The sequence below is a fragment of the Fibrella musci genome (assembly GCF_041321105.1).
Taxonomy (GTDB): Bacteria; Bacteroidota; Bacteroidia; order Cytophagales; family Spirosomataceae; genus Fibrella; species Fibrella musci.
Genome location: NZ_JBGGWD010000001.1, coordinates 980,724 through 998,623, shown reverse-complemented (window position 1 = coordinate 998,623; position 17,900 = coordinate 980,724). Strand labels below are relative to the sequence as shown.

Here is a 17,900-nt window from a genome sequence, read left to right as displayed (position 1 = left end):
GGTGATATACGACGGAAAGCTAGTCGACTTTGGCCGCTTTCTTTGTTACTTCTTTGGCGTTGGCTTTCATGGTTTTGGCCACCGCCTTGCGTTCCTTCTTTACGGCCTTGTCCTCCTTACGTTCGGCATCTTTCATCCGCGTTTTAGGGTCCGACACACCGGCAATCTCGAGGCCTTTACCCGTACGGGCTTCCATGCGTTTCTCCTTGGCTTTAGCCATTTTCTTCTCGGCCTTCATCTCTTTTTTGGCCGCTTTCCCTTCCTGTATCGCCTGCGAAAAGGCGCCTTGCGAAAGCATCAGCATGAGCCCGAAGGCTACCATCATCCCTTTTTTCATAATAGTCGACTGTTTATTAATACTTAGTTATCAACCAGCAAAATTGGTTTGCTTAACTAAACTACATGGCGTTTGTATGGTTCAATTGGCTGGCAGCCAAGATATTAAAATCTATAAAATTTATAGGAATAGTTATATATGTGTAACTTGTTGTTTACCAATGCGCTAAGCAAATCTCTTGGCTAGTTTCCTTTTTAATGCGACTTATTCAACGGACCCTTATTTCGCTGAGGGGAGCCTGTCGATAGAGGGGATAGGCATCACGCCGGCCATGCGTGCTTCGACGATAGGAGTAGCTGAATAATCGGCCTTGCCCGACTCAATAGCCAGTCGGTTATCGACAAAAAGCTGGTTGCCGGTCTGGACGGCCGCCACAAACCGGTCAACGGCCGCGTGGTCGGCGGGGCTGGGTACGTTGGGGAGTAGGAGTTGGGTTAGCTCATCGGGAGCAGCGGTGGCCGAACTGGCTGGGGCGTTGAGCAGCGTTGTTTCCAGGTACGTCTGTTCGCTGCTTTCGTCGTCGAGGTCGAAACCCACAAACATATGCCCCGGTATCGTTACCAGAATGGGTTCAATACCAATCTTGCGCAGCACTGATGCCAGCAGGACCGAGCCGTCGGTACAGTTGGCCTGCGTGTGAGTAAGGCTTTCGCCAACGAGCCGCACGTGCTGGCTGGCTACCTGCTCATGATCGGCCACCGTAGTGGTGCTGTTGCTGTAGCGAAACCCGCGGTCCTGCAACACCCGCCAGATGGCCAGCACCTGCCGGTATACGTCGGCGGGGTCGCCCTGGTAGCCCACAAAGGCATCGACGTATTTTTTCTGAAGCGCTTCCTGTAAAATCCGGTCGAGTTGCGGGTGATCTTCGTTCACGTAGGCGGCAAACAGAAAAGCGAACGAGGTGTACTGCCCATCATCGTCGCGCACGCCAAACGGGCAAACGTTGACGGACTGCACGCGCAATGGCTCGGTGCGGGGCGGCTGCGCCTTGCCGTCGATGGTAACGGCGTAGGTGATAAATACCGTCTGTACCTGCCGGATACTGGCCAGCCGGGTCTGATCGAAGGGGATGGTGGGGGTGATGATGTACTCTTCTTTGGCCCGTGGGACGGTGACCTCGATGGTCACGGAATCAAACAGGGGCAGGCCACCGGTGCAGGTAAGCGTTAGTTGCACGCGGGTGTTGCGGCGGGGCACCTGTATGGAAATGCCCAGCAGGCCGTTCAGGTCGCCCAGGTCGTGCGAATGATCCTCGGCGGGGTCATTGACGAAGTGAGTCATAGCCAGTGCCATCGACGGATAGAGATCGGGCAGGGCCGTATACGGTGCCCAGGCCTGCGCCACAGCCCCCACGGGCAGCATAAGCAGGCAGCTAAGCAAAAGGCAGTGGCGAAGCATGGACATAGAACCGTTCGTTGAGAAAGTTAACACTGAACCCGCAAACAAGGGTTGCCCTGTGCCTCGCCAATCACCGTAGGAAAATCGTTATTCGTAGACGATACCGGCCGCCCGGCGCACGTCGTCGAGCAGGGTCATCAGGTTACGGCTGTCGGCGTGGCTCCAGAGCGGGCTTTCGGTAAGGCCCTCATTGAGGCAGTCCATCACATGCTGCGCCTCGTAGTCATACCCATGCGTTTGCCGGTCGAAGGTAATCGTTTGCGGCTCCTGACCGGCCTTTTCGAGCGTAATCGCCGTTGACTCGTGGAACCGGCTATGGATGCGGATGGTGCCTTCGGTGCCGTAGATCAGCGCCAGGTTTTCGGTAGCGGCCAGCAGCGTGCTGTTCAGAACCGCCATAGCCCCATTGGTGTACGTCAGCACCATGCCGCACTGCTCGTCGGCACCGGTAGGGGCGAGGGTGGCCGTCGCCTGCACGGTGGCCGGAACGCCGTTGATCAGGTAGCTGATAAACAGGGGATAAATGCCAATGTCGAGCAGGGAGCCGCCGCCGAGGGCTTTATTAAACAGCCGGTTGCCGGGATCATAATCGGCTTTGAAACCAAAGTCAGCCCGGATAGTGAGCACCTGCCCGATAGCCCCTTCATCGACCCACGCTTTGGCCTGCCGAACGGTGGGCATAAACCGGCTCCACAGCGCTTCCATCAGAAACGTCTGCCGCGCTTCGGCTACGTCGAGCATCTGGTTTACCTCGCCAATGTCCATCCCGAACGGTTTTTCGCAGAGTACCGCCAGCCCGCCGTTCAGGCACAGCAGCGTGTTGGCGCGGTGGTACACGTGCCGGGTGGCGATATACACCACGTCGATCTGATCAGCCATATCGATCAGGGCCTCATACGTACCCAGCGCTTTGGGCAGTGAACCGTCGGTATGCGGGTAGTCGGCCGCAAAGTCGTCGGCGCGGGTTTGGTCGGTCGAGGCGACTGCGACGAGGTGGGCGTTGGGAAGGGTGCGTAGATCCTGGGCAAATTTGTGGGCAATCCGGCCACAGCCGAGAATCGCCCAGCGGGTTGGGGGTGTCGTATTCACTGTAGGTTTCGATTTTCGCAAAGAACGTAAGGTTTGTCAACACAGAGTCACGGAAGCCACAGAGTTTTGCGGAAAGAAATCGAACGAAGAGGGAGCGATACAAAAGTTGAATTATGGTGACGTATGGCGACGTTTGCAACATATTATTGTCTGCCTATCTATGTTGTTATGCGATACCTGTACCTGTTATCAATTATCGTCTGCCTGCCTGCCAATGCGCAGAACCAACCAGTGGCTTTACCAAGTCGAAAGCTGGGGATTCAGCCCCTGCAACTGCTGCTACGGGAGGCCGTTTTGTCGTATGAATGGCCAGTCGGCAAGCGTATGGGCCTTCAGGTAGCGGTAGGCTATCGGTATCGAAACCCTCGGGCCAGCCCGGAAATGGCGCTCGGGACGGGCGCCACTGTCAGCTACGAATCGTCGTACATGCTTAATCCGCACCATCAGGCGATCAAGCTGGCCGCCGGGCCGGTTATTTACCTGAACGATAAGCGAAGTATGTATCTTCAGGCGGAGTACTTTTTCCGGCACTGGTGGCTCGATAATACGCGTATCGTCGTGAACAGCGACCGAGTTGCCTACAGTTTCGATGCTTACCGGACGGAGCGCATCAACGTATACGGGGCCAAGGTGTTACTGGGCGTATTAGGCGTGTTTGGCCGGTCGGTTGGTACAAGACCCGCAACCTATTCGCCGTATCTGGGTGTTGGCTTCCGGGTCAAAACGTATTGGTACGAAAGTCGACAGGGCGTCGTTGGGGGTAAACCGGTTGATTATCAACTGGAACAGGGTGCCATTGCGCTGCCAACGCTGCACGCGGGTGTGCTGGTTACCCTCGGTTTTCGCAAATGATGCCGAAATTTGGGCATGAAACGCTTTCTTTTCGCGGTTCTGCTGCTGGGTACGTTACCGGCACTGAGCCAAACTACGGAACAAACAGATCCCTTACGCCCCTCGGTGCCCGACAGTGCGCAGATAGCCGCCGACAGTACCAAACGAACGATCGACTCCACTGCGGCAGGATCGGCTACAGCCCGTCGCCGCCGATTCGATTTCAAGCCGGAAGTACGCTACCGCCTGACCGTCGACGGGACCTTCACGACGGGGAACGTGAATCGGTCGTTGTTGCAGATGGCCGGTGCCTTCGACGTGAGCGTGAGTAAATTGGCCAAGCTGTCGACCAATCCGTCGTTTGTCTACGGGCGGCAGAATAGCCTGCTCAACGAACGCGAATATTTTGCCGATACCCGCCTGACGATGTTCTACGAAGAGCGCCTGTATTACCTCGGCTTTGGTTCCTACGAACGGAGTAACCTGCGGCAGATTCTGAATCGCTACACGGCGGCAGCGGGGCTTGGGTATAAGCTGCTGAATCAAAAACGGGCCTATATCTCGCTGACCAATGTGGTACTGCGCGAGTTTACCGACTACGCCGAACTGGCCGATATCAATATCTGGCGAAACTCGGCCCGGCTGTTCGGCGAATACACTTTTGGCAAAGACCGCTGGAGCATCGCGCACACGGTCTTCTATCAACCCGCTATCTTTCAGCCCGACGGCGCGCCCCGCAACGTTCGGTGGAATGGCAGCGCCAGCGTGCAATACAAGTTCAGCGCCAACCTCAGCTTCCGGGCTACCTTCGCCAATTCCTACGAGAGTATCGTGGTGCCGGGCCGCGTCAACAACGATACCCGCCTCACGCTGGGCATGACCTACGAACGCAAGTAGAGACCAGTGCGGCAATCCATTCACAACCCGTTATTGCTTCTTGCCATCGCATGACCAGAACAGGCAACCCATATAGACAGACCAGGTCAGGCTGGTGCGTCCGAACGGCAAGATGGGGTGCTCTGGCGGGGTTGTTCCTGCTGTCGTTCACGGTGCAGGCGCAGGATTTTGTGTGGACGCCTAACCTGCAACAGGCCTTTTCGGAGCTAACCAGAGGGCGAGTCCAACCGGCCCGGCAATTGCTGGCGGCCGAGCCCGAACGCCCCAACGGCATCCGCATTTTTCTGGAAGACTACGCCGACATGGTGACTCTGCTTGCCTCCGACGACGACCGGCTGTTTGCCCAACTGGCTCCCCACGAAGCGACCCGCCTTGATCAGCTCGACGAACTCGACGATGGTTCGCCCTATCAGCGGATGCTCCTGGCCGAAGTGCGGCTGCACTGGGCGTTTGTGAAGCTCAAATTCGGGAAGGAAGTGGCGGCGAGCTGGCAGGTGATCAAAGCCTACAAGCTGCTGGCCGAGAATCAGCGCCGCTTTCCCGCTTTCCTGCCGACCTACAAATCGTTGGGCTTACTGCGTGTGATGATTGGCTCGGTCCCCGACAGCTACACCTGGGTGGCGCGGCTGCTGGGCTTGCGGGGCGATATCCAACAGGGGATGGCCGACCTGCAGCGCGCCCAGCAGGATCCCACGTTTCGCACCGAAGCCCGGCTGGCCGAGTTGCTGATTCGGGCGTATGTGTTACGGTTTACAGCAGCCGACGAAACCGCCCTGCGCCGCTTCGTGGACGAGTCGCCTGATAACCTGCTGGTGCGATTTTTTGCGGCCACCACGGCCATGAAAAACGCCCAGTCTGAACAGGCGCTTATCTGGCTGAGTACGCGCCCGGTCGGCGGGGCTTATGTATCACTGCCGGTGATTGAAAATCTGCTGGGCGATATCTACCTGCAAAAAGGCCAGTACCCGGCTGCGCTGACCCACTACCAACGCTTTCTAACGGCTTATCACGGCCAGAATTTTGTCAAAGACACCCACTACAAGCGCTTTCTGTGTCATTGGCTATCGGGTGATGATGCGCTGGCCCGAACTGAGCTTCCGCGGGTGCTCTCGACTGGACGCACCACCGTAGAGGCCGATAAGGCAGCCCAAAAAATGGCCGAAACGTACCTGAAGACGTACCCAAACGCCCGACAACGTGCGCTGATGCAGGCCCGACTGGCGTCGGACGGTGGTTTTCTGGAGCAGGCCCTTGCTGTGTTAAAACCGTATACAGAAGCCAGTTTTCAGACCGTCACCGAACGGGCCGAATACCAGTACCGACTGGGGCGCATCGTCCAGAAACAGAACAATCTGCCCGCTGCCATTGCTGCTTTCGAACGGGCTATTGCGCTTAGCCAGCCCGATCAGCTATCGTTTGGCGCTACGGCGGCGTTGCAACTTGGGTACGTCTACCAGCAGTTGCATAACGTACCCAATGCCCGGCAGGCGTTCGAACTGGCGCTCAGCTACAAACGCCACGAATACAAAAACAGCGTCGACAATAAAGCCCGCGCCGCGCTGAACAGTATACAGTGAACAGTACACAGTGGACAGTATACAGTATGCAGAGAATACTATGTATCAGTCAATTGCTTACTGGAACTGTATACTGTTAACTGTATACTGTTCACTGTCAATACCCTTCGCGGCTTTTTTCGACAATCTCATGGGCTTCTTCCAGATCGTCTTTTTCGGGTTCAGGAATATCGTCGGCCCGTTTAGGATCGGGGTTATACGTCAGACCTAACAGAATGGGGAAATGGTCGGAGCCACAGGCGGGCAGACGGCGGAGGGTGCGCAGCCGAAAATGGTGTGATACGAAGACGTGGTCGAGGGGCCAGCGCAAGAAGAAATAGTCGGCGTGGAACGTACTGTATAAGCCCCGACCCACCCGCGGATCGAGCAGGCCACTGATGCGCTGAAACAGGCGTGTCGTGTGTGACCAGGCCACGTCGTTCAGATCGCCCGCTACCAGTACGGGCCCCGTTTGCTTGCGGGCTTCCCGACCCACCAGCACCAATTCGGCGTCACGCTCGGTCGATCGGTAATGCTCGGTCGGGCTGGGCGGCTGCGGGTGAACGCCATAAAAATGGAGAATCTGCCCCGATCGCATTTCCAGATCGACCCGAATCGATGGGATGTCGTCTTCAACCAGAAACCGCAATTCATGGTCTTTAAAGGGTAGTTTGGAATAGAACAGCATGCCGTAGGTGTTTTCCTGCGGGCACAGAATGCGATAGGGATAATCGGCTTCCAGTGGCTCCAGCTGACGCTTCCAGTTCTCGTTGGTTTCCAGCAGCATAATTAGGTCCGGTTTGTGCTTGCGGGCCAGCGCCAACACCTTGGGGCAATGGGTGTTGGTCATCAGCACATTGGCCGTCATCAGCGTGAAAGAGTTCAGGTCATCCGATGGTGCCTTGCTGCCTTTGGGATAGCGCTGCCGGACAACCTGCCGCGGATGAAAGGGAGTATACGGCCAGAACAACCACGCCTGGTAGAGCATCGCCGCCGTTACCCCTGCTGGAGCCAGCCAGTGTGGCCAGGTGTAGTCATGCACGAAAAAGAGCCAGCCCCCCAGCCCGATGGCGGCCAGTGCGGCGAGCTGTGTGTGCGGGAAATCCCAGATACGTACCCACCAGTAGTCGATGCGCAGCAGGTGAATGAAGGAGATGGTGGTGATGAGCAGGCAGTAGAGTAGCCAGCCCCATTCCGTGGTTGTCATAGTGCATGTAACTCGCTTACTGGGCGGAAGGTTGAAAAGTAATAAAAGGTGACCAATGGGTTGCTAACCAAATGGGCGTGAACCAAGGAGGTAGTGCTAAAAGTGCCGTTTAGGCGAACAGCGGGCTATTTCGTAGTTACACATGCTAAATTCAGCGTTCTTTGCTGTTATTTCGCGTATAATGAAAGTAGGAATTATCATGGGAAGCCTCTCTGACCGACCCGTCATGCAGGAGGCCGCCGACGCACTGACCGAACTGGGCGTCGAGTGGGAGATGGATGTAGTGTCGGCGCACCGCACGCCCGAAAAAATGGTTGAGTACGCCAAAGCCGCCCGTAGCCGGGGGCTCTGCGCCATCGTTGCCGGGGCTGGCGGCGCGGCCCACTTACCCGGTATGGTGGCGTCGCTGACGAGTCTGCCCGTGATTGGCGTCCCCGTCAAATCAAGCAACTCCATCGATGGCTGGGATTCGGTCCTGTCGATTCTGCAAATGCCCGCTGGTGTTCCCGTGGCTACGGTGGCGCTGAACGGTGCCAAGAATGCGGGTATCCTGGCCGCACAGATTGCCGCCACCGCCGACACCGCGCTGGCCGACCGGCTGGACGCCTACAAAGAGTCGTTGAAAGAGAAAGTGGTGGTTATGAGCAACGAACTCAAAAAAGGCCACCAATAGAGGCCCCGAAAAATTGGCCCGGTTCATGCATAGGCACGAACAACCCCACATTCATTGAACACCCTACTTGTGCGTTAATACCCTAATGGAGGATTCTACGAAAAACCCCCGCCCAACGGCCAATACGTCGCTGCCCCTCATTACGCTGCTGGTACTGGTGGGGCTGATTGGCGCGTTGCTTTACATTGGCTACGATAGCCTGGCCGATGATACCGGTAATGCCAAAGAACTAACCAACGTACCGCTGGATACGACGGATGTGGCCTTGGCCGGTCAAACCGATAACCCCGAAGACCTGCTACCAGACACCAGCAACACCCCGGCCCCCGTGGATCTGTCGCAGGCACCGGCACCCGTTGACAGCACCGTCGCCGACCGTTCGACCAATAACGTACCTGACAACGACGAAGGCGATGCCCCTACCGACGAGCCCAAACCCGAAAAGAAGCCCGAAGAACCAGCCAAACCCAAAGGGCCGACGTCGAACTACACGGTGGGCGATGGTGAGACATTCTATGGGGTGGCCAGCCGGATGAACATGAAAGTGGCGACGCTGAAAGCGATGAATCCGGGCGTGTCGGAGAACGATATCAAATCGGGTGTCACGAAACTGAAAGTGCGTGTGAAGGCTATCCATACGGTTGGGCCGGGCGACGTGCTGCGCGTGGTGGCCGAGAAATACGGCGTCAGCAAAGAGGCGATTATGAAAGCCAATCACAAAACGAAAGACTTCGCCGCCCGGGGCGAAAAGCTCATTATCCCTCTACCTCAGAAAGAGTAAGCGGATAACGCCTTTTAGTCAGAACAGCAGCCGACCTTTACCTTCTCGCCACAGCGCCTTCATTGTACATTATACATTGTCCATTAAAACGGGTAGCCGATGCCGAAGTTGAGCACCACCGGGTTGGGCCCCGAGGCCAGATTGCCAAACGAGAATTGAGGCAGGATAAACCGCTCATCCACCAGTCGCCCGTCTGAGGCTATGTAACGGCGCGCCGGGTCATACACTTTGACGGCGGCATCTAGGCGCAGGATCACGAAACTAAAATCGAACCGGATACCCACGCCTGTGCCCACAGCGAGCTGTTCGAGGAACGTACCTGGCTGGAAAACACCCTTATCGAGGTTCGTATTGGCGCTGCCGCTGGACTGACGGCGTAGAAGCCAGACGTTACCCACGTCGACAAACGCGGCTCCGTCGAGGTTTAGAGCGCTACCAAACTTGAGGAGGCGACCGCGCAATTCAGCCGACCCTTCGAGCAATACGTCGCCGGGCCGCTCAAACCGGTAGTCAAACGCGCCACCTTCTACGTCGCGGAAGAGCGGCGTTTCCTGCGTACCTAGCTGTGGGTACGCGGCTCCCCAACCCAACCGCCGGGGCAACCACGCCCGCACGCTGTTGGCCCCACCCGCAAAAAAGCGTTTTTCGTACGGAGCCGTTCGGTCGGGGCCGTAGCCCACCACAATACCTCCGTTGGCCCGAAAAGCCAGTACCGAATTGATGCCGACCGGCAGATAATGACGGTAATCCACATTGGTGCGCAGGTATTTGAAATACTGGAGGCCGGTCTGGGTGGCGAGCTTATCAATGGCCTGACTGCTAAGCAGATTCAGGGTCGTTCCTCCCGACTCGCCCGTAATGCGGAAGAAATTGGCCCGTCGGTTCTGCCCGACAATGTTGGTATTGTAGGTATAACCCGCGTTAATGCTGGAGAAGAAGGCGTTCCGAAAGCTGGTACGGATGGGGTTGCCATTCCTTTCTTCCTGATTCAGGAACTCCTCGAACGTCGAATCGAGCCGACTGGCACGTAGGTAGTTGATATCGGCAAGGCTGAACGTGAACTGTTGTGCCTGATTTTTCTGCCACAGATACGTCATGGCCAACCGCAGGTTCTGCCTTGAGTAGTCGGGCCGGACGGTGCTGGTGTAGCCCAGCGACACTTGGGTACGTGGATTCAGTTCATTAAACCGAAACCGGAGCCGCCCCGGAAACAGAATCTGCGGGAACGTAAGCGAGTTGGTGATGCCAAACTCGCGGGAGCTGTATACACTATCGATCTGAATAAAGGCCGTTTGTGCCTCGATACCATACCGTACCGATGTTTCAAAGGTCTCCAGCCCGCCAAACAGGTTACGTACCCGGAGTGTCAGGTTACCAAACCCGCCGGGGTACAGACTCTGGGTCTGGTAGAGGCCCGTGGCGCCCCCCTCTACCGTGACATCGTATTTGTCGAGGGGCGTGGCCGTAATCACCGTGCGCAGCCGCCGGTTGGTGGTATCGGTGAAATTGACGTTGGAGAACCGGAACTGGTTGAGCAGAAAGAGCTGCCGCTGGGTGGAGTTATAGGCGTTTTGCTGGTACAGGTTACCGGGCCGAAGTGAGATCTTCGTATCGAGCAGCCGGGGGCGGTACAAGCCCCGCTCCAGCAGGTACGTGATCCCGTTGTAGGCTACCGTATCGAGGGGCTGCTTCGGATCGCGGGCTACGGTCATCTGCACGTCGCCGATGCGGTAAATCGGGTGGGCAGTCTGGCCCGGCGGGTTGGCCAGTTGCACCGTGAGATCGATGGGCTGCGTGCCGACGAAGGCCGAGTCGATTAGGGCCGAATCGCGGGCTACTTCGTAGCGAATATACTGGCGGCTGAACCCGTAATACCCGTTGTTACGAAGGAGCTCTTCGATCCGGATTCGTTCGTTGTCGAGCTTGTCGGCGTCATAGCGCGCCCCCACCTTCAAGAGTGAACTACCCAGCGAGAAACCCACTAGCGAGTCGATGCGGCGGTCTGGAATCTGGTAGCGGACGGTCGCATAGGTGTACGGGATGTCTTCCGAAATCAGGTAATTGACCCGCACCCGCCGGTCGAGCAATGTATCGACGCTGAAGCTGGTTTTAGCCCTAAAAAAGCCTTTACTCTGCAAATAGCGCTGCATTTTCAGCGTGTTGCTCTGTGCATCGGCGGCGGCGTAATACACGGGGGGCTCGCCAAAGTTCCGCATTACCCAGTTACCACCTTCGATGTAGCGTTGGAGGTGGCGGGCCTGCCGACTGAAGCGCCGGTTCAGCTTCCGCAACGCCTTGGGGTTGTTGATCAGATTCTGGCTTTCCTGCTCGAAGCGGGTCGTACGCACCTCCAGCTCGCGCCGGGCCGAGTCGGGGCGGTAGTTACCCGAAAAGGCCTGATAGATCCAGAGGCTGATGGTGAAGGGGCTTTGGAGAAACCGTTTGTTGGGTCGTTGCGGAATCAGCGCTAGCAGTTCGTCGTCTTCGATGGCTTCGTTGCCTTTGACTGTCTGCGTGTAGAGCAGATACTGGTTGTCGGGCAATCGGCGCGACGAGAGGCAGCTCGTCAGCAGGGTGCAGCACACAATGAACCCGACAAGATGGATGAATCGCCGACGTAAATGGTGAACTTTGCCCCCCTGACGGGTAACCCGCCGAACCCATCGGTCCGTCGTACATCGAACATCGTACATTCGTAAGTCAATTATGCTCTCCAAATCACTCGCCCAGTTGGTTCGTTCCCTGCATCAGAAAAAATACCGTCAGCAGGAGCAATTATTTCTAGTCGAAAATGGGAAGAGTGTGCAGGAAGTACTGGCTTCTGATTTTCGGGTCGACCTGCTGCTTTGTACAGAGGCCTTCTACAAAGAAAACGCCGGGGGGGCAGACCGCCAACGTTGCCGCGTCGAAATGGCGACTGCCGACGAACTGACCCGCGTGGGAACGCTTGAAAGCAATAACGCCGCTATCGCCGTTGTGCGTATGCGACCGAACGTACCCAGCCCGAATAAGCGTACCGATCCTCCAAACTGGATCCTTGTGCTCGACGATGTACGCGACCCTGGTAACTTGGGCACCATCCTCCGCATCGCCGACTGGTATGGTATCGACACCATTTTGTGCTCTGAAACGACTGCCGACGTTTACAATCCTAAAGTGATTTCGGCCAGCAAGGGGTCTTTCACGCGGATTCGTTGGTGGTATGGCGACGTGGCTACGGTACTGAAAGAGGCTACGCTGGCGCAAACTGGTCTGCCCATATTGGGTGCTTTTCTGGATGGCGATGATGTGCACGCGCTCGCAGCCAGCCAGCTATCGGCTGGGTACGTGGTTATGGGCAACGAAGCCAACGGCATCAGCCCTGAACTTGAATCCCTCGTGACGCAGCGCATCACGATTCCGCGCTACGGCGCTGCCGAGTCGCTTAATGTAGGTATTGCCACAGCCGTAATTCTGGATAACCTGCGGCGGGTTCAACCACCCCCAGCCCCCTCCTTTTGAAGGAGGGGGTGTAGCCACCCGTATAAATCGATTAGTGCAATCTATGATTGCATATCTATTGCTCCCCCTCCTGTTGAAGGAGGGGGCCGGGGGGTGGTTGAAAATGCGCCAGAATCGTGGCGCGCACGGTCAGCCAGTTATGCAGAACGTCGTCGTTGGAAAAGCGTAACACACGAATGCCCAGGGCTTCGATGGCATCCTGCCGCTCAAGGTCGTAGTCCCGAACGGCAGGCTGTAAATGGATGCCGCCGTCCAGTTCGATGGCGAGGCGTTCGGATGGGCAGTAGAAATCGAGAATGAAGTGCCCAACGCTGTGTTGTCTGCGGAACTTCCGGCCTGCGAGCTGACTGCCTTTGGTATACTGCCAAAACCGCTGCTCGGCTTTTGTAGCCCCGTTACGAAGTGCTTTTCTGGCTTCTTTCAGGTAGGCGACGTTGTTTAACTCCGTCATAGGCCGCGGCGGATTGCTGTTACATGAATGAACTCATGGCCGATTCGTTGGCCAGTTCTTCGGCGTGTTCCTTCCCCAGGTACCGGTCGATCAGGGTGTGGGCGAGGTAGAGGAGGGGCGTCAATAAAATGGCGGTGGTGGCCTTATAGAGGTAGTTGATGATTCCGACGGCAATCACCTGCCCCAGCGACCAGTTGCCAAACACGTAAAAGGCAATGCCCAGCACCACAAACGAGTCGATCAGCTGAGACACGAGCGTTGAGCCCGTCGCCCGCAACCAGATTTTGCGGCTACCCGTAATGCGGCGCAGGTATTGAAACACCGAAGCATCCAGAATCTGCCCGATCAGGAACGCCGTGAGCGACCCAATGATGATGCCCAGCCCCTGCCGGAAAATCATCTGGAAGGCATTGTTGATGTTGATGGGATTGCCCGCACCGTCTTTGGCGTTTACGTCGAGCCAGAACTGAGCGGGCGGCAGCGTCGTAACGGCGTAGATGATCAGAAAGCTATAGGCCACGAAGCCCGCCGTCAGGAAAGAGATGCGCCGAACGCCCGCTTTCCCGAAATATTCGTTGATAATGTCGGACGTGATGAACACGAATGGCCAGATAACCGCTCCGGCAGTCAGGTTAAAGTCAAGAATGAAGTCGCCAAACAGGTGAATCTGGGCGGGTTTGAGGCCCAGCGTGGTTTCGCCCGAAAAGATTTTGACGCCGATGATTTCGGCAATGATGGCATTGACCAGAAAGACCGCACTCAGAAAAATGTACAGGTTTGTCCGCTTGTTGGTAAACGAATAGGAAGGCATTGGTGACCAGATTACAGGATGAACGGGATTCAAGCCCCGAACAAACTAAATAAATCCTGTTTATCCTGTAATCGGGTGGTAACTATTTACTCCGCGCGCTACTCACGGCCACCATTCATAAGAAAAGTTTGTAGAGTACTATGGCGAAAACCAAAAAATGGACCGCCGCCAGAATGAAGTACGAGTTATCGCGGCTGAAACCCCAGACCAGGTTGAGCACGGCCAGCACAAGAATGACAAACATGAAGGCTAGCAAGATGAGCGCCCCAATGCCGGGGCCACCATCCTTCTCCGATGGTCCCAATTTCATGCCAACTACGGTTATGACCGTAGCAATGATATAAAAGAGGGCGGTGAGCGTGTACTTATCCATTGGTCAGGTCGTTGTAAAGGGCCGAAAACCGGCTTCGTTCCGCGTCGTTCAGGAAGGCTAACTCATGTTCGATAATAGCGGTGTCGCTGTCATACTCGTCAAGCAGGACATCTTCGGTTCGAATGCTCAGCTCGTACCAAAAGTTGTCCTTTTCCGGGTCAGTATCGAGCGCATATTTGCCGTGCAGGTACGTATAATCTTCCTGGCTGATGAGGCGCCCTTCGTCAATAACGAGTCTTCCGCAGGCGTCGTCGTTTTCGCAGTCATACTCCACGTCGACCCGAACGCCATGTTGCGCCGAGAGCGTCAGGAAGAACCCTTCGGGCAGTGCTTTGGGCGTTTGGAAATTGCCAATCAGTTCGGTCGGCGAGTGTAGGCTGTATTCGCAGGCTCGTTTGGTAACCTCTTTTGGCGTGCCGTAAAAAGCCATTGTGTTGCTGGCGGGCGGCGGGTCGCCCACCAGCGCCTGGAAAACGCCCTCTTTAGGCTTGAGGGCATCGAGCAGTACGTGGAGATGAGCAATGGTCGGCTGGGGACCGCTGATGCTAAACGCACAATCATAAATATTCGCCATGAGGTTGCCTCGGTATGGTTTTCGCCGTTGCGGGAAAGCTATTGCGTGACACCCTGAAGCAGCACTCGGGTGATTTTGTCGCTCCAGCCGGGTACTTCCACATAAGGCGAGGTAGTGATGGTCACGGCGCTGAAATCGGTATTCCACCGGGCACCCAGGTCGGCTTCTTTGGTGCCTGAGTTGATGGTAATGGCCAGGGTTTTGGCTTTTGGTTTCCATCCTTTACCGGTGCTCTGCATGTATTTAGACCCGTTGAGAAACTCGTTGACGGTGGTCAGCATGACAAACAGCAGCTTGTAGCTGTCTTCGGTGACCCTGGTTTTACCTGAGTTGAGCGTGATGCTGATCTTGTTTTTGTTCTCCCGAATCTGGTCTTCACAGAGCGGTTTATTGCTGTTGAGTGTAGTGCCGTTAACGCTGAAACCACACTGCTTGTTGAGCGTCGTACCGGCGGTGTTATCCAGGTATTCAGAAATGGCCATGCCCGTGCGGTTGAGCGTTTTGATACCCATCGGCCGGTCGGTTTCCTTCATCATTTTGTCCCAAAACTCGCCGGAGAGGTTGGTCGTGACAAAGGTTTGCACCAATACGCTGGGTAGCCAGGAGTGCTTGGCGGCAATGGTTTCGGCCAGTTCATTTTTATCGTTCTGCGCGAATACCTGGCAGAATAGGCAACATGTAAGTAGGAGGGTTAGCGTGAATTGCTTCATGTGTTTGTGCTTTTTTTAGGCCTAAATGTTACATAGTTTTAGGAAAAAGCAATACTGGCATTAAAGTAAGTTATGTAGCGGTAGACGTTTGGCCCTATAAATGGCGAAAGGCTGCCCAGCATATTGCCAGACAGCCTCGTTGGGAAATTCGTCGACCTGTTCAGGTACGTTACTCGGCGCGCAGCACTTCCAGTGGCGGGCGGGTCAGCACGTCGCGGCTGTTGAGCAGACCGATCAGCATGGTCAGGGTAGTGACCACCACGACTACGATCAACAGGGGCCAGCCGCTAGGTACGTAAGGCATCTCGAACACGTACCTGGCCAGCCCCCACGTACCCAGCACCGAAAGCGTGATGCCCGACAGCGACGCCAGCCCGCCCAGTAGTCCGTATTCGATCAGCGTGATATAAAGTATCTGTTGCCGGTTGGCGCCCAATGTTCGCAGGAGCACACTCTCCTGCATCCGCTGGTATTTGCTGATCACCACCGAGCTGCCCAATACTACCAAGCCGGTGATGATGCTGAAAAGAGCCATGAACTGGATAACGAACGATATTTTGTCCAGAATGTCGTCCAGCGTTTTCAGGATCAACCCGAGGTCGATGGCCGATACGTTGGGAAACTGACTCACCAACGCCCGCTGAAACCGCGCCGACGTTTGCGTATCGGGTACGCGGGTCATGAGCACGCTGAACTGCGGGGCCTGTTCCAGCACGCCGTTGGGAAACACGACCAGAAAATTGGTTTGTACCCGGTTCCAGTCAACGGTGCGGGTGCCGGCCACGATCGTTTCGACCGGTGCGCCCTGCACGTTGAACACCAGTTTATCGCCCAGTTTCAGGTGCAGCCGCTTCAGGAAATCATCCTCGAAGGTTACGGCCGGGACGCCGTTCACCATCGCCTGCGGTTTGCCCGAACTCAGTTTTTCCGACTCGATGAGCGAGTCGCGGTAGGTAACGCGGTATTCGCGGTTCAGCGCCCATTCGGGGATGTGCAGGGCCGTGTCTTTCCGGATTTGCGCCAACCCGCGGCCATTGATGCTTTCCAGCCGCATGGTCACGATGGGCACCTGTTGCACTACCGGCAGGCCCGACTGTTGCACCAGCTTGCGGACACCCGCCGTTTGTTCGCGCTGAATATCGAACAGCACCATGTTGGGCCGGGGCGCGCCACCCTGCCCGCCACTGGCCGAAAACTGCACCCGACCGAGCAACAGCGTTTGGGTGAGGTAGAGGGTCGTGATCAGAAATGCACCCAGCCCAATAGAAATGAGCAGGATCAGCGTTTGGTTCTGGGGCCGATACAGGTTAGCCAGACTCTGCCGCCAGACAAAGCTCCAGCCCGTCGGGAAGAAGCGCCGCACCACCGCCATCAGCAGGCGACCCATTCCCGCCAGAATGCCAAAACTGAGGGCAATGCCACCCGCGAAGCCAAGCGCCAGTTTCCAGTCGTTGGTTTGCCACCAGGCAAAACCCGTTACGAACAGACCGATCAACACTACCACGACGGCCTGCAATGGATCGCGCCCGCTGATGTCGGCGTCGTACGACGAGCGCAGGGTACGTAGTGGCGACACGTTGCGAATCAGTAGTAGCGGCAGCGCAGCGAAGAGCAGCGCAATCAGCAAGCCGGTGGCTACGCCCTGCCCAATAGCTGGCCACGACAGAGTGGTGGTAACCGCGACGGGCAGAAACGAGCCGAAGACCATAGGTAGCAGCCACTGCACCACAGAACCGACGGCCGCCCCTAGTATAGCCCCGAATAAGCCCATCAGCGCCGTTTGGGTCAGGAAAATGAGAAACGACTGCCAACCACTCGCGCCGAGTGTGCGCAACACGGCCACCGACGTAATTTTTTCCCGTACGTAAAGTTGCACCGCGCTGGCAACGCCCACGCAGCCCAGCAGCAGGGCAATGAAGGCCACTAGATTCAGGAAGCGGTTGAGGTCGGTGAAGGCCCGGCCCGTTTGCCGTTTGCGTTCGGCAACGGTGTCGGTGTTCAGGCCCGCTTTGTCGAGGGTGGGTTCCAGCCGCTTGACGAGCGCAGGTACGTCGGTGCCTTTGGCAAATTTGTAGTAGAACTTGTAGTTGACCCGGCTGCCTTTCTGCAATAGGTTGGTCTGGTTCAGGTACGTTGCCGGCACGAATACGGTAGGGGCTACGGCGGCGGTGGCGGCGGTTGCACCGGGCGTTTTCAGCATACGACCCGCCACCAGAAACGACACCTCACCCACCCGGACCGAATCACCCACATTGGCGCCAAACTGCACCAGCAGGGCATCATCGACCAGCGCTACGCGTGGCGTGTTCTTCTGCCGAAACTGCGTGACAGCGGCGGCGGGTTCGACCTCCCAAGTGCCGTAGTAGGGGAAGCGGCCTTCGAGGGCTTTCACCTGCGCCAGCCGTACCCCGCCCGAACGCGGAAACAGCACCATCGAGGCAAAGGCGGTTTCGCTGCTGCGTTCGGCACCAATGCCCTGCAAAAGATTTAGCGTTTTTTGTGTGGGTCGCTGATTGGCCGTAACCGTGAGGTCGGCCCCGAGCAACTCCTGCGCCTGCTCGTCGATACTGCGGGCGAGGTTATCGCCAAACGAGTTGATGGCCACCAACGCCGCGATCCCCAGCACAATAGCCGAGATAAACAGCAACAGCCGTTGCCGACTCCGCCGACTATCGCGCCAGGCCATGTTTAGAATAAATGACATAGAAAAA

The 17,900-nt window shown here is 56.6% G+C and carries 17 protein-coding genes; 6 read left to right on the top strand and 11 right to left on the bottom strand.

Annotated features, from left to right (window positions below; all coding sequences use genetic code 11):
• Nucleotides 1-19 precede the first annotated feature (19 nt).
• The 3 genes from ACAW74_RS03990 to ACAW74_RS03980 all read right to left on the bottom strand — a co-directional run bounded on the left by ACAW74_RS03990 (nucleotide 20) and on the right by ACAW74_RS03980 (nucleotide 2,824).
• Complete coding sequence (locus ACAW74_RS03990; protein ID WP_370696897.1) at nucleotides 20-337, bottom strand: hypothetical protein; 318 nt, start codon at nucleotides 335-337, stop codon at nucleotides 20-22.
• Nucleotides 338-556: 219 nt separating this feature from the next.
• The gene (locus tag ACAW74_RS03985; protein WP_370696896.1) at nucleotides 557-1,735 is read right to left on the bottom strand and encodes a hypothetical protein; all 1,179 of its coding nucleotides are present in this window, start codon (nucleotides 1,733-1,735) and stop codon (nucleotides 557-559) included.
• An 87-nt stretch (nucleotides 1,736-1,822) separates the two neighbouring features.
• Complete coding sequence (locus tag ACAW74_RS03980; RefSeq protein ID WP_370696895.1) at nucleotides 1,823-2,824, bottom strand: Gfo/Idh/MocA family protein; 1,002 nt, start codon at nucleotides 2,822-2,824, stop codon at nucleotides 1,823-1,825.
• Between the two features lie 168 nt (nucleotides 2,825-2,992).
• Between ACAW74_RS03980 and ACAW74_RS03975 the strand changes: the two genes are divergently transcribed.
• The 3 genes from ACAW74_RS03975 to ACAW74_RS03965 are packed head-to-tail and all read left to right on the top strand — an operon-like array spanning nucleotide 2,993 to nucleotide 6,129.
• On the top strand, nucleotides 2,993-3,676 hold the full coding sequence (locus ACAW74_RS03975; protein WP_370696894.1) for a hypothetical protein: 684 nt from the start codon (nucleotides 2,993-2,995) through the stop codon (nucleotides 3,674-3,676).
• A 15-nt stretch (nucleotides 3,677-3,691) separates the two neighbouring features.
• The gene (locus ACAW74_RS03970; RefSeq protein WP_370696893.1) at nucleotides 3,692-4,552 is read left to right on the top strand and encodes a DUF481 domain-containing protein; all 861 of its coding nucleotides are present in this window, start codon (nucleotides 3,692-3,694) and stop codon (nucleotides 4,550-4,552) included.
• A 50-nt stretch (nucleotides 4,553-4,602) separates the two neighbouring features.
• The gene (locus ACAW74_RS03965) at nucleotides 4,603-6,129 is read left to right on the top strand and encodes a tetratricopeptide repeat protein (RefSeq protein WP_370696892.1); all 1,527 of its coding nucleotides are present in this window, start codon (nucleotides 4,603-4,605) and stop codon (nucleotides 6,127-6,129) included.
• Nucleotides 6,130-6,226: 97 nt separating this feature from the next.
• On the opposite strand, the gene ACAW74_RS03960 is transcribed toward ACAW74_RS03965, so the two are convergent.
• Nucleotides 6,227-7,315, bottom strand: coding sequence for an endonuclease/exonuclease/phosphatase family protein (locus ACAW74_RS03960; RefSeq protein WP_370696891.1), 1,089 nt, complete (start codon nucleotides 7,313-7,315; stop codon nucleotides 6,227-6,229).
• 181 nt (nucleotides 7,316-7,496) lie between these two features.
• Between ACAW74_RS03960 and purE the strand changes: the two genes are divergently transcribed.
• Nucleotides 7,497-7,988: a 5-(carboxyamino)imidazole ribonucleotide mutase gene (gene purE / locus ACAW74_RS03955; protein WP_370696890.1), complete on the top strand. Its 492-nt coding sequence runs from the start codon at nucleotides 7,497-7,499 to the stop codon at nucleotides 7,986-7,988.
• Between the two features lie 85 nt (nucleotides 7,989-8,073).
• The gene (locus ACAW74_RS03950) at nucleotides 8,074-8,769 is read left to right on the top strand and encodes a LysM peptidoglycan-binding domain-containing protein (RefSeq protein ID WP_370696889.1); all 696 of its coding nucleotides are present in this window, start codon (nucleotides 8,074-8,076) and stop codon (nucleotides 8,767-8,769) included.
• Nucleotides 8,770-8,852: 83 nt separating this feature from the next.
• Here the strand turns inward: ACAW74_RS03950 and tamL are convergent, their stop codons facing one another.
• Complete coding sequence (tamL, locus tag ACAW74_RS03945) at nucleotides 8,853-11,354, bottom strand: translocation and assembly module lipoprotein TamL (RefSeq protein ID WP_370696888.1); 2,502 nt, start codon at nucleotides 11,352-11,354, stop codon at nucleotides 8,853-8,855.
• 121 nt (nucleotides 11,355-11,475) lie between these two features.
• Between tamL and ACAW74_RS03940 the strand changes: the two genes are divergently transcribed.
• Nucleotides 11,476-12,270 carry a TrmH family RNA methyltransferase gene (locus ACAW74_RS03940; RefSeq protein WP_370696887.1) on the top strand — a complete coding sequence of 265 codons (795 nt, stop codon included), beginning with the start codon at nucleotides 11,476-11,478 and terminating at the stop codon, nucleotides 12,268-12,270.
• A 55-nt stretch (nucleotides 12,271-12,325) separates the two neighbouring features.
• Here ACAW74_RS03940 and ACAW74_RS03935 read toward each other — a convergent pair whose 3' ends face one another.
• The 6 genes from ACAW74_RS03935 to ACAW74_RS03910 form a co-directional block, all read right to left on the bottom strand.
• The gene (locus tag ACAW74_RS03935) at nucleotides 12,326-12,721 is read right to left on the bottom strand and encodes an endonuclease domain-containing protein (protein WP_370696886.1); all 396 of its coding nucleotides are present in this window, start codon (nucleotides 12,719-12,721) and stop codon (nucleotides 12,326-12,328) included.
• Between the two features lie 19 nt (nucleotides 12,722-12,740).
• Nucleotides 12,741-13,532 (bottom strand): queuosine precursor transporter, encoded by a 792-nt coding sequence (locus ACAW74_RS03930; protein WP_370696885.1) that lies wholly within the window; start codon nucleotides 13,530-13,532, stop codon nucleotides 12,741-12,743.
• Nucleotides 13,533-13,647: 115 nt separating this feature from the next.
• Nucleotides 13,648-13,905, bottom strand: coding sequence for a hypothetical protein (locus ACAW74_RS03925; protein ID WP_370696884.1), 258 nt, complete (start codon nucleotides 13,903-13,905; stop codon nucleotides 13,648-13,650).
• The gene (locus tag ACAW74_RS03920; protein ID WP_370696883.1) at nucleotides 13,898-14,479 is read right to left on the bottom strand and encodes a hypothetical protein; all 582 of its coding nucleotides are present in this window, start codon (nucleotides 14,477-14,479) and stop codon (nucleotides 13,898-13,900) included. Before ACAW74_RS03920 ends, ACAW74_RS03925 begins: the two co-directional genes overlap by 8 nt.
• Nucleotides 14,480-14,517: 38 nt before the next feature.
• The gene (locus ACAW74_RS03915) at nucleotides 14,518-15,189 is read right to left on the bottom strand and encodes a hypothetical protein (protein WP_370696882.1); all 672 of its coding nucleotides are present in this window, start codon (nucleotides 15,187-15,189) and stop codon (nucleotides 14,518-14,520) included.
• Nucleotides 15,190-15,358: 169 nt separating this feature from the next.
• A complete protein-coding gene (locus ACAW74_RS03910; RefSeq protein ID WP_370696881.1) occupies nucleotides 15,359-17,893 on the bottom strand; it encodes an ABC transporter permease in 2,535 nt (844 codons plus the stop codon).
• Nucleotides 17,894-17,900 lie beyond the last annotated feature (7 nt).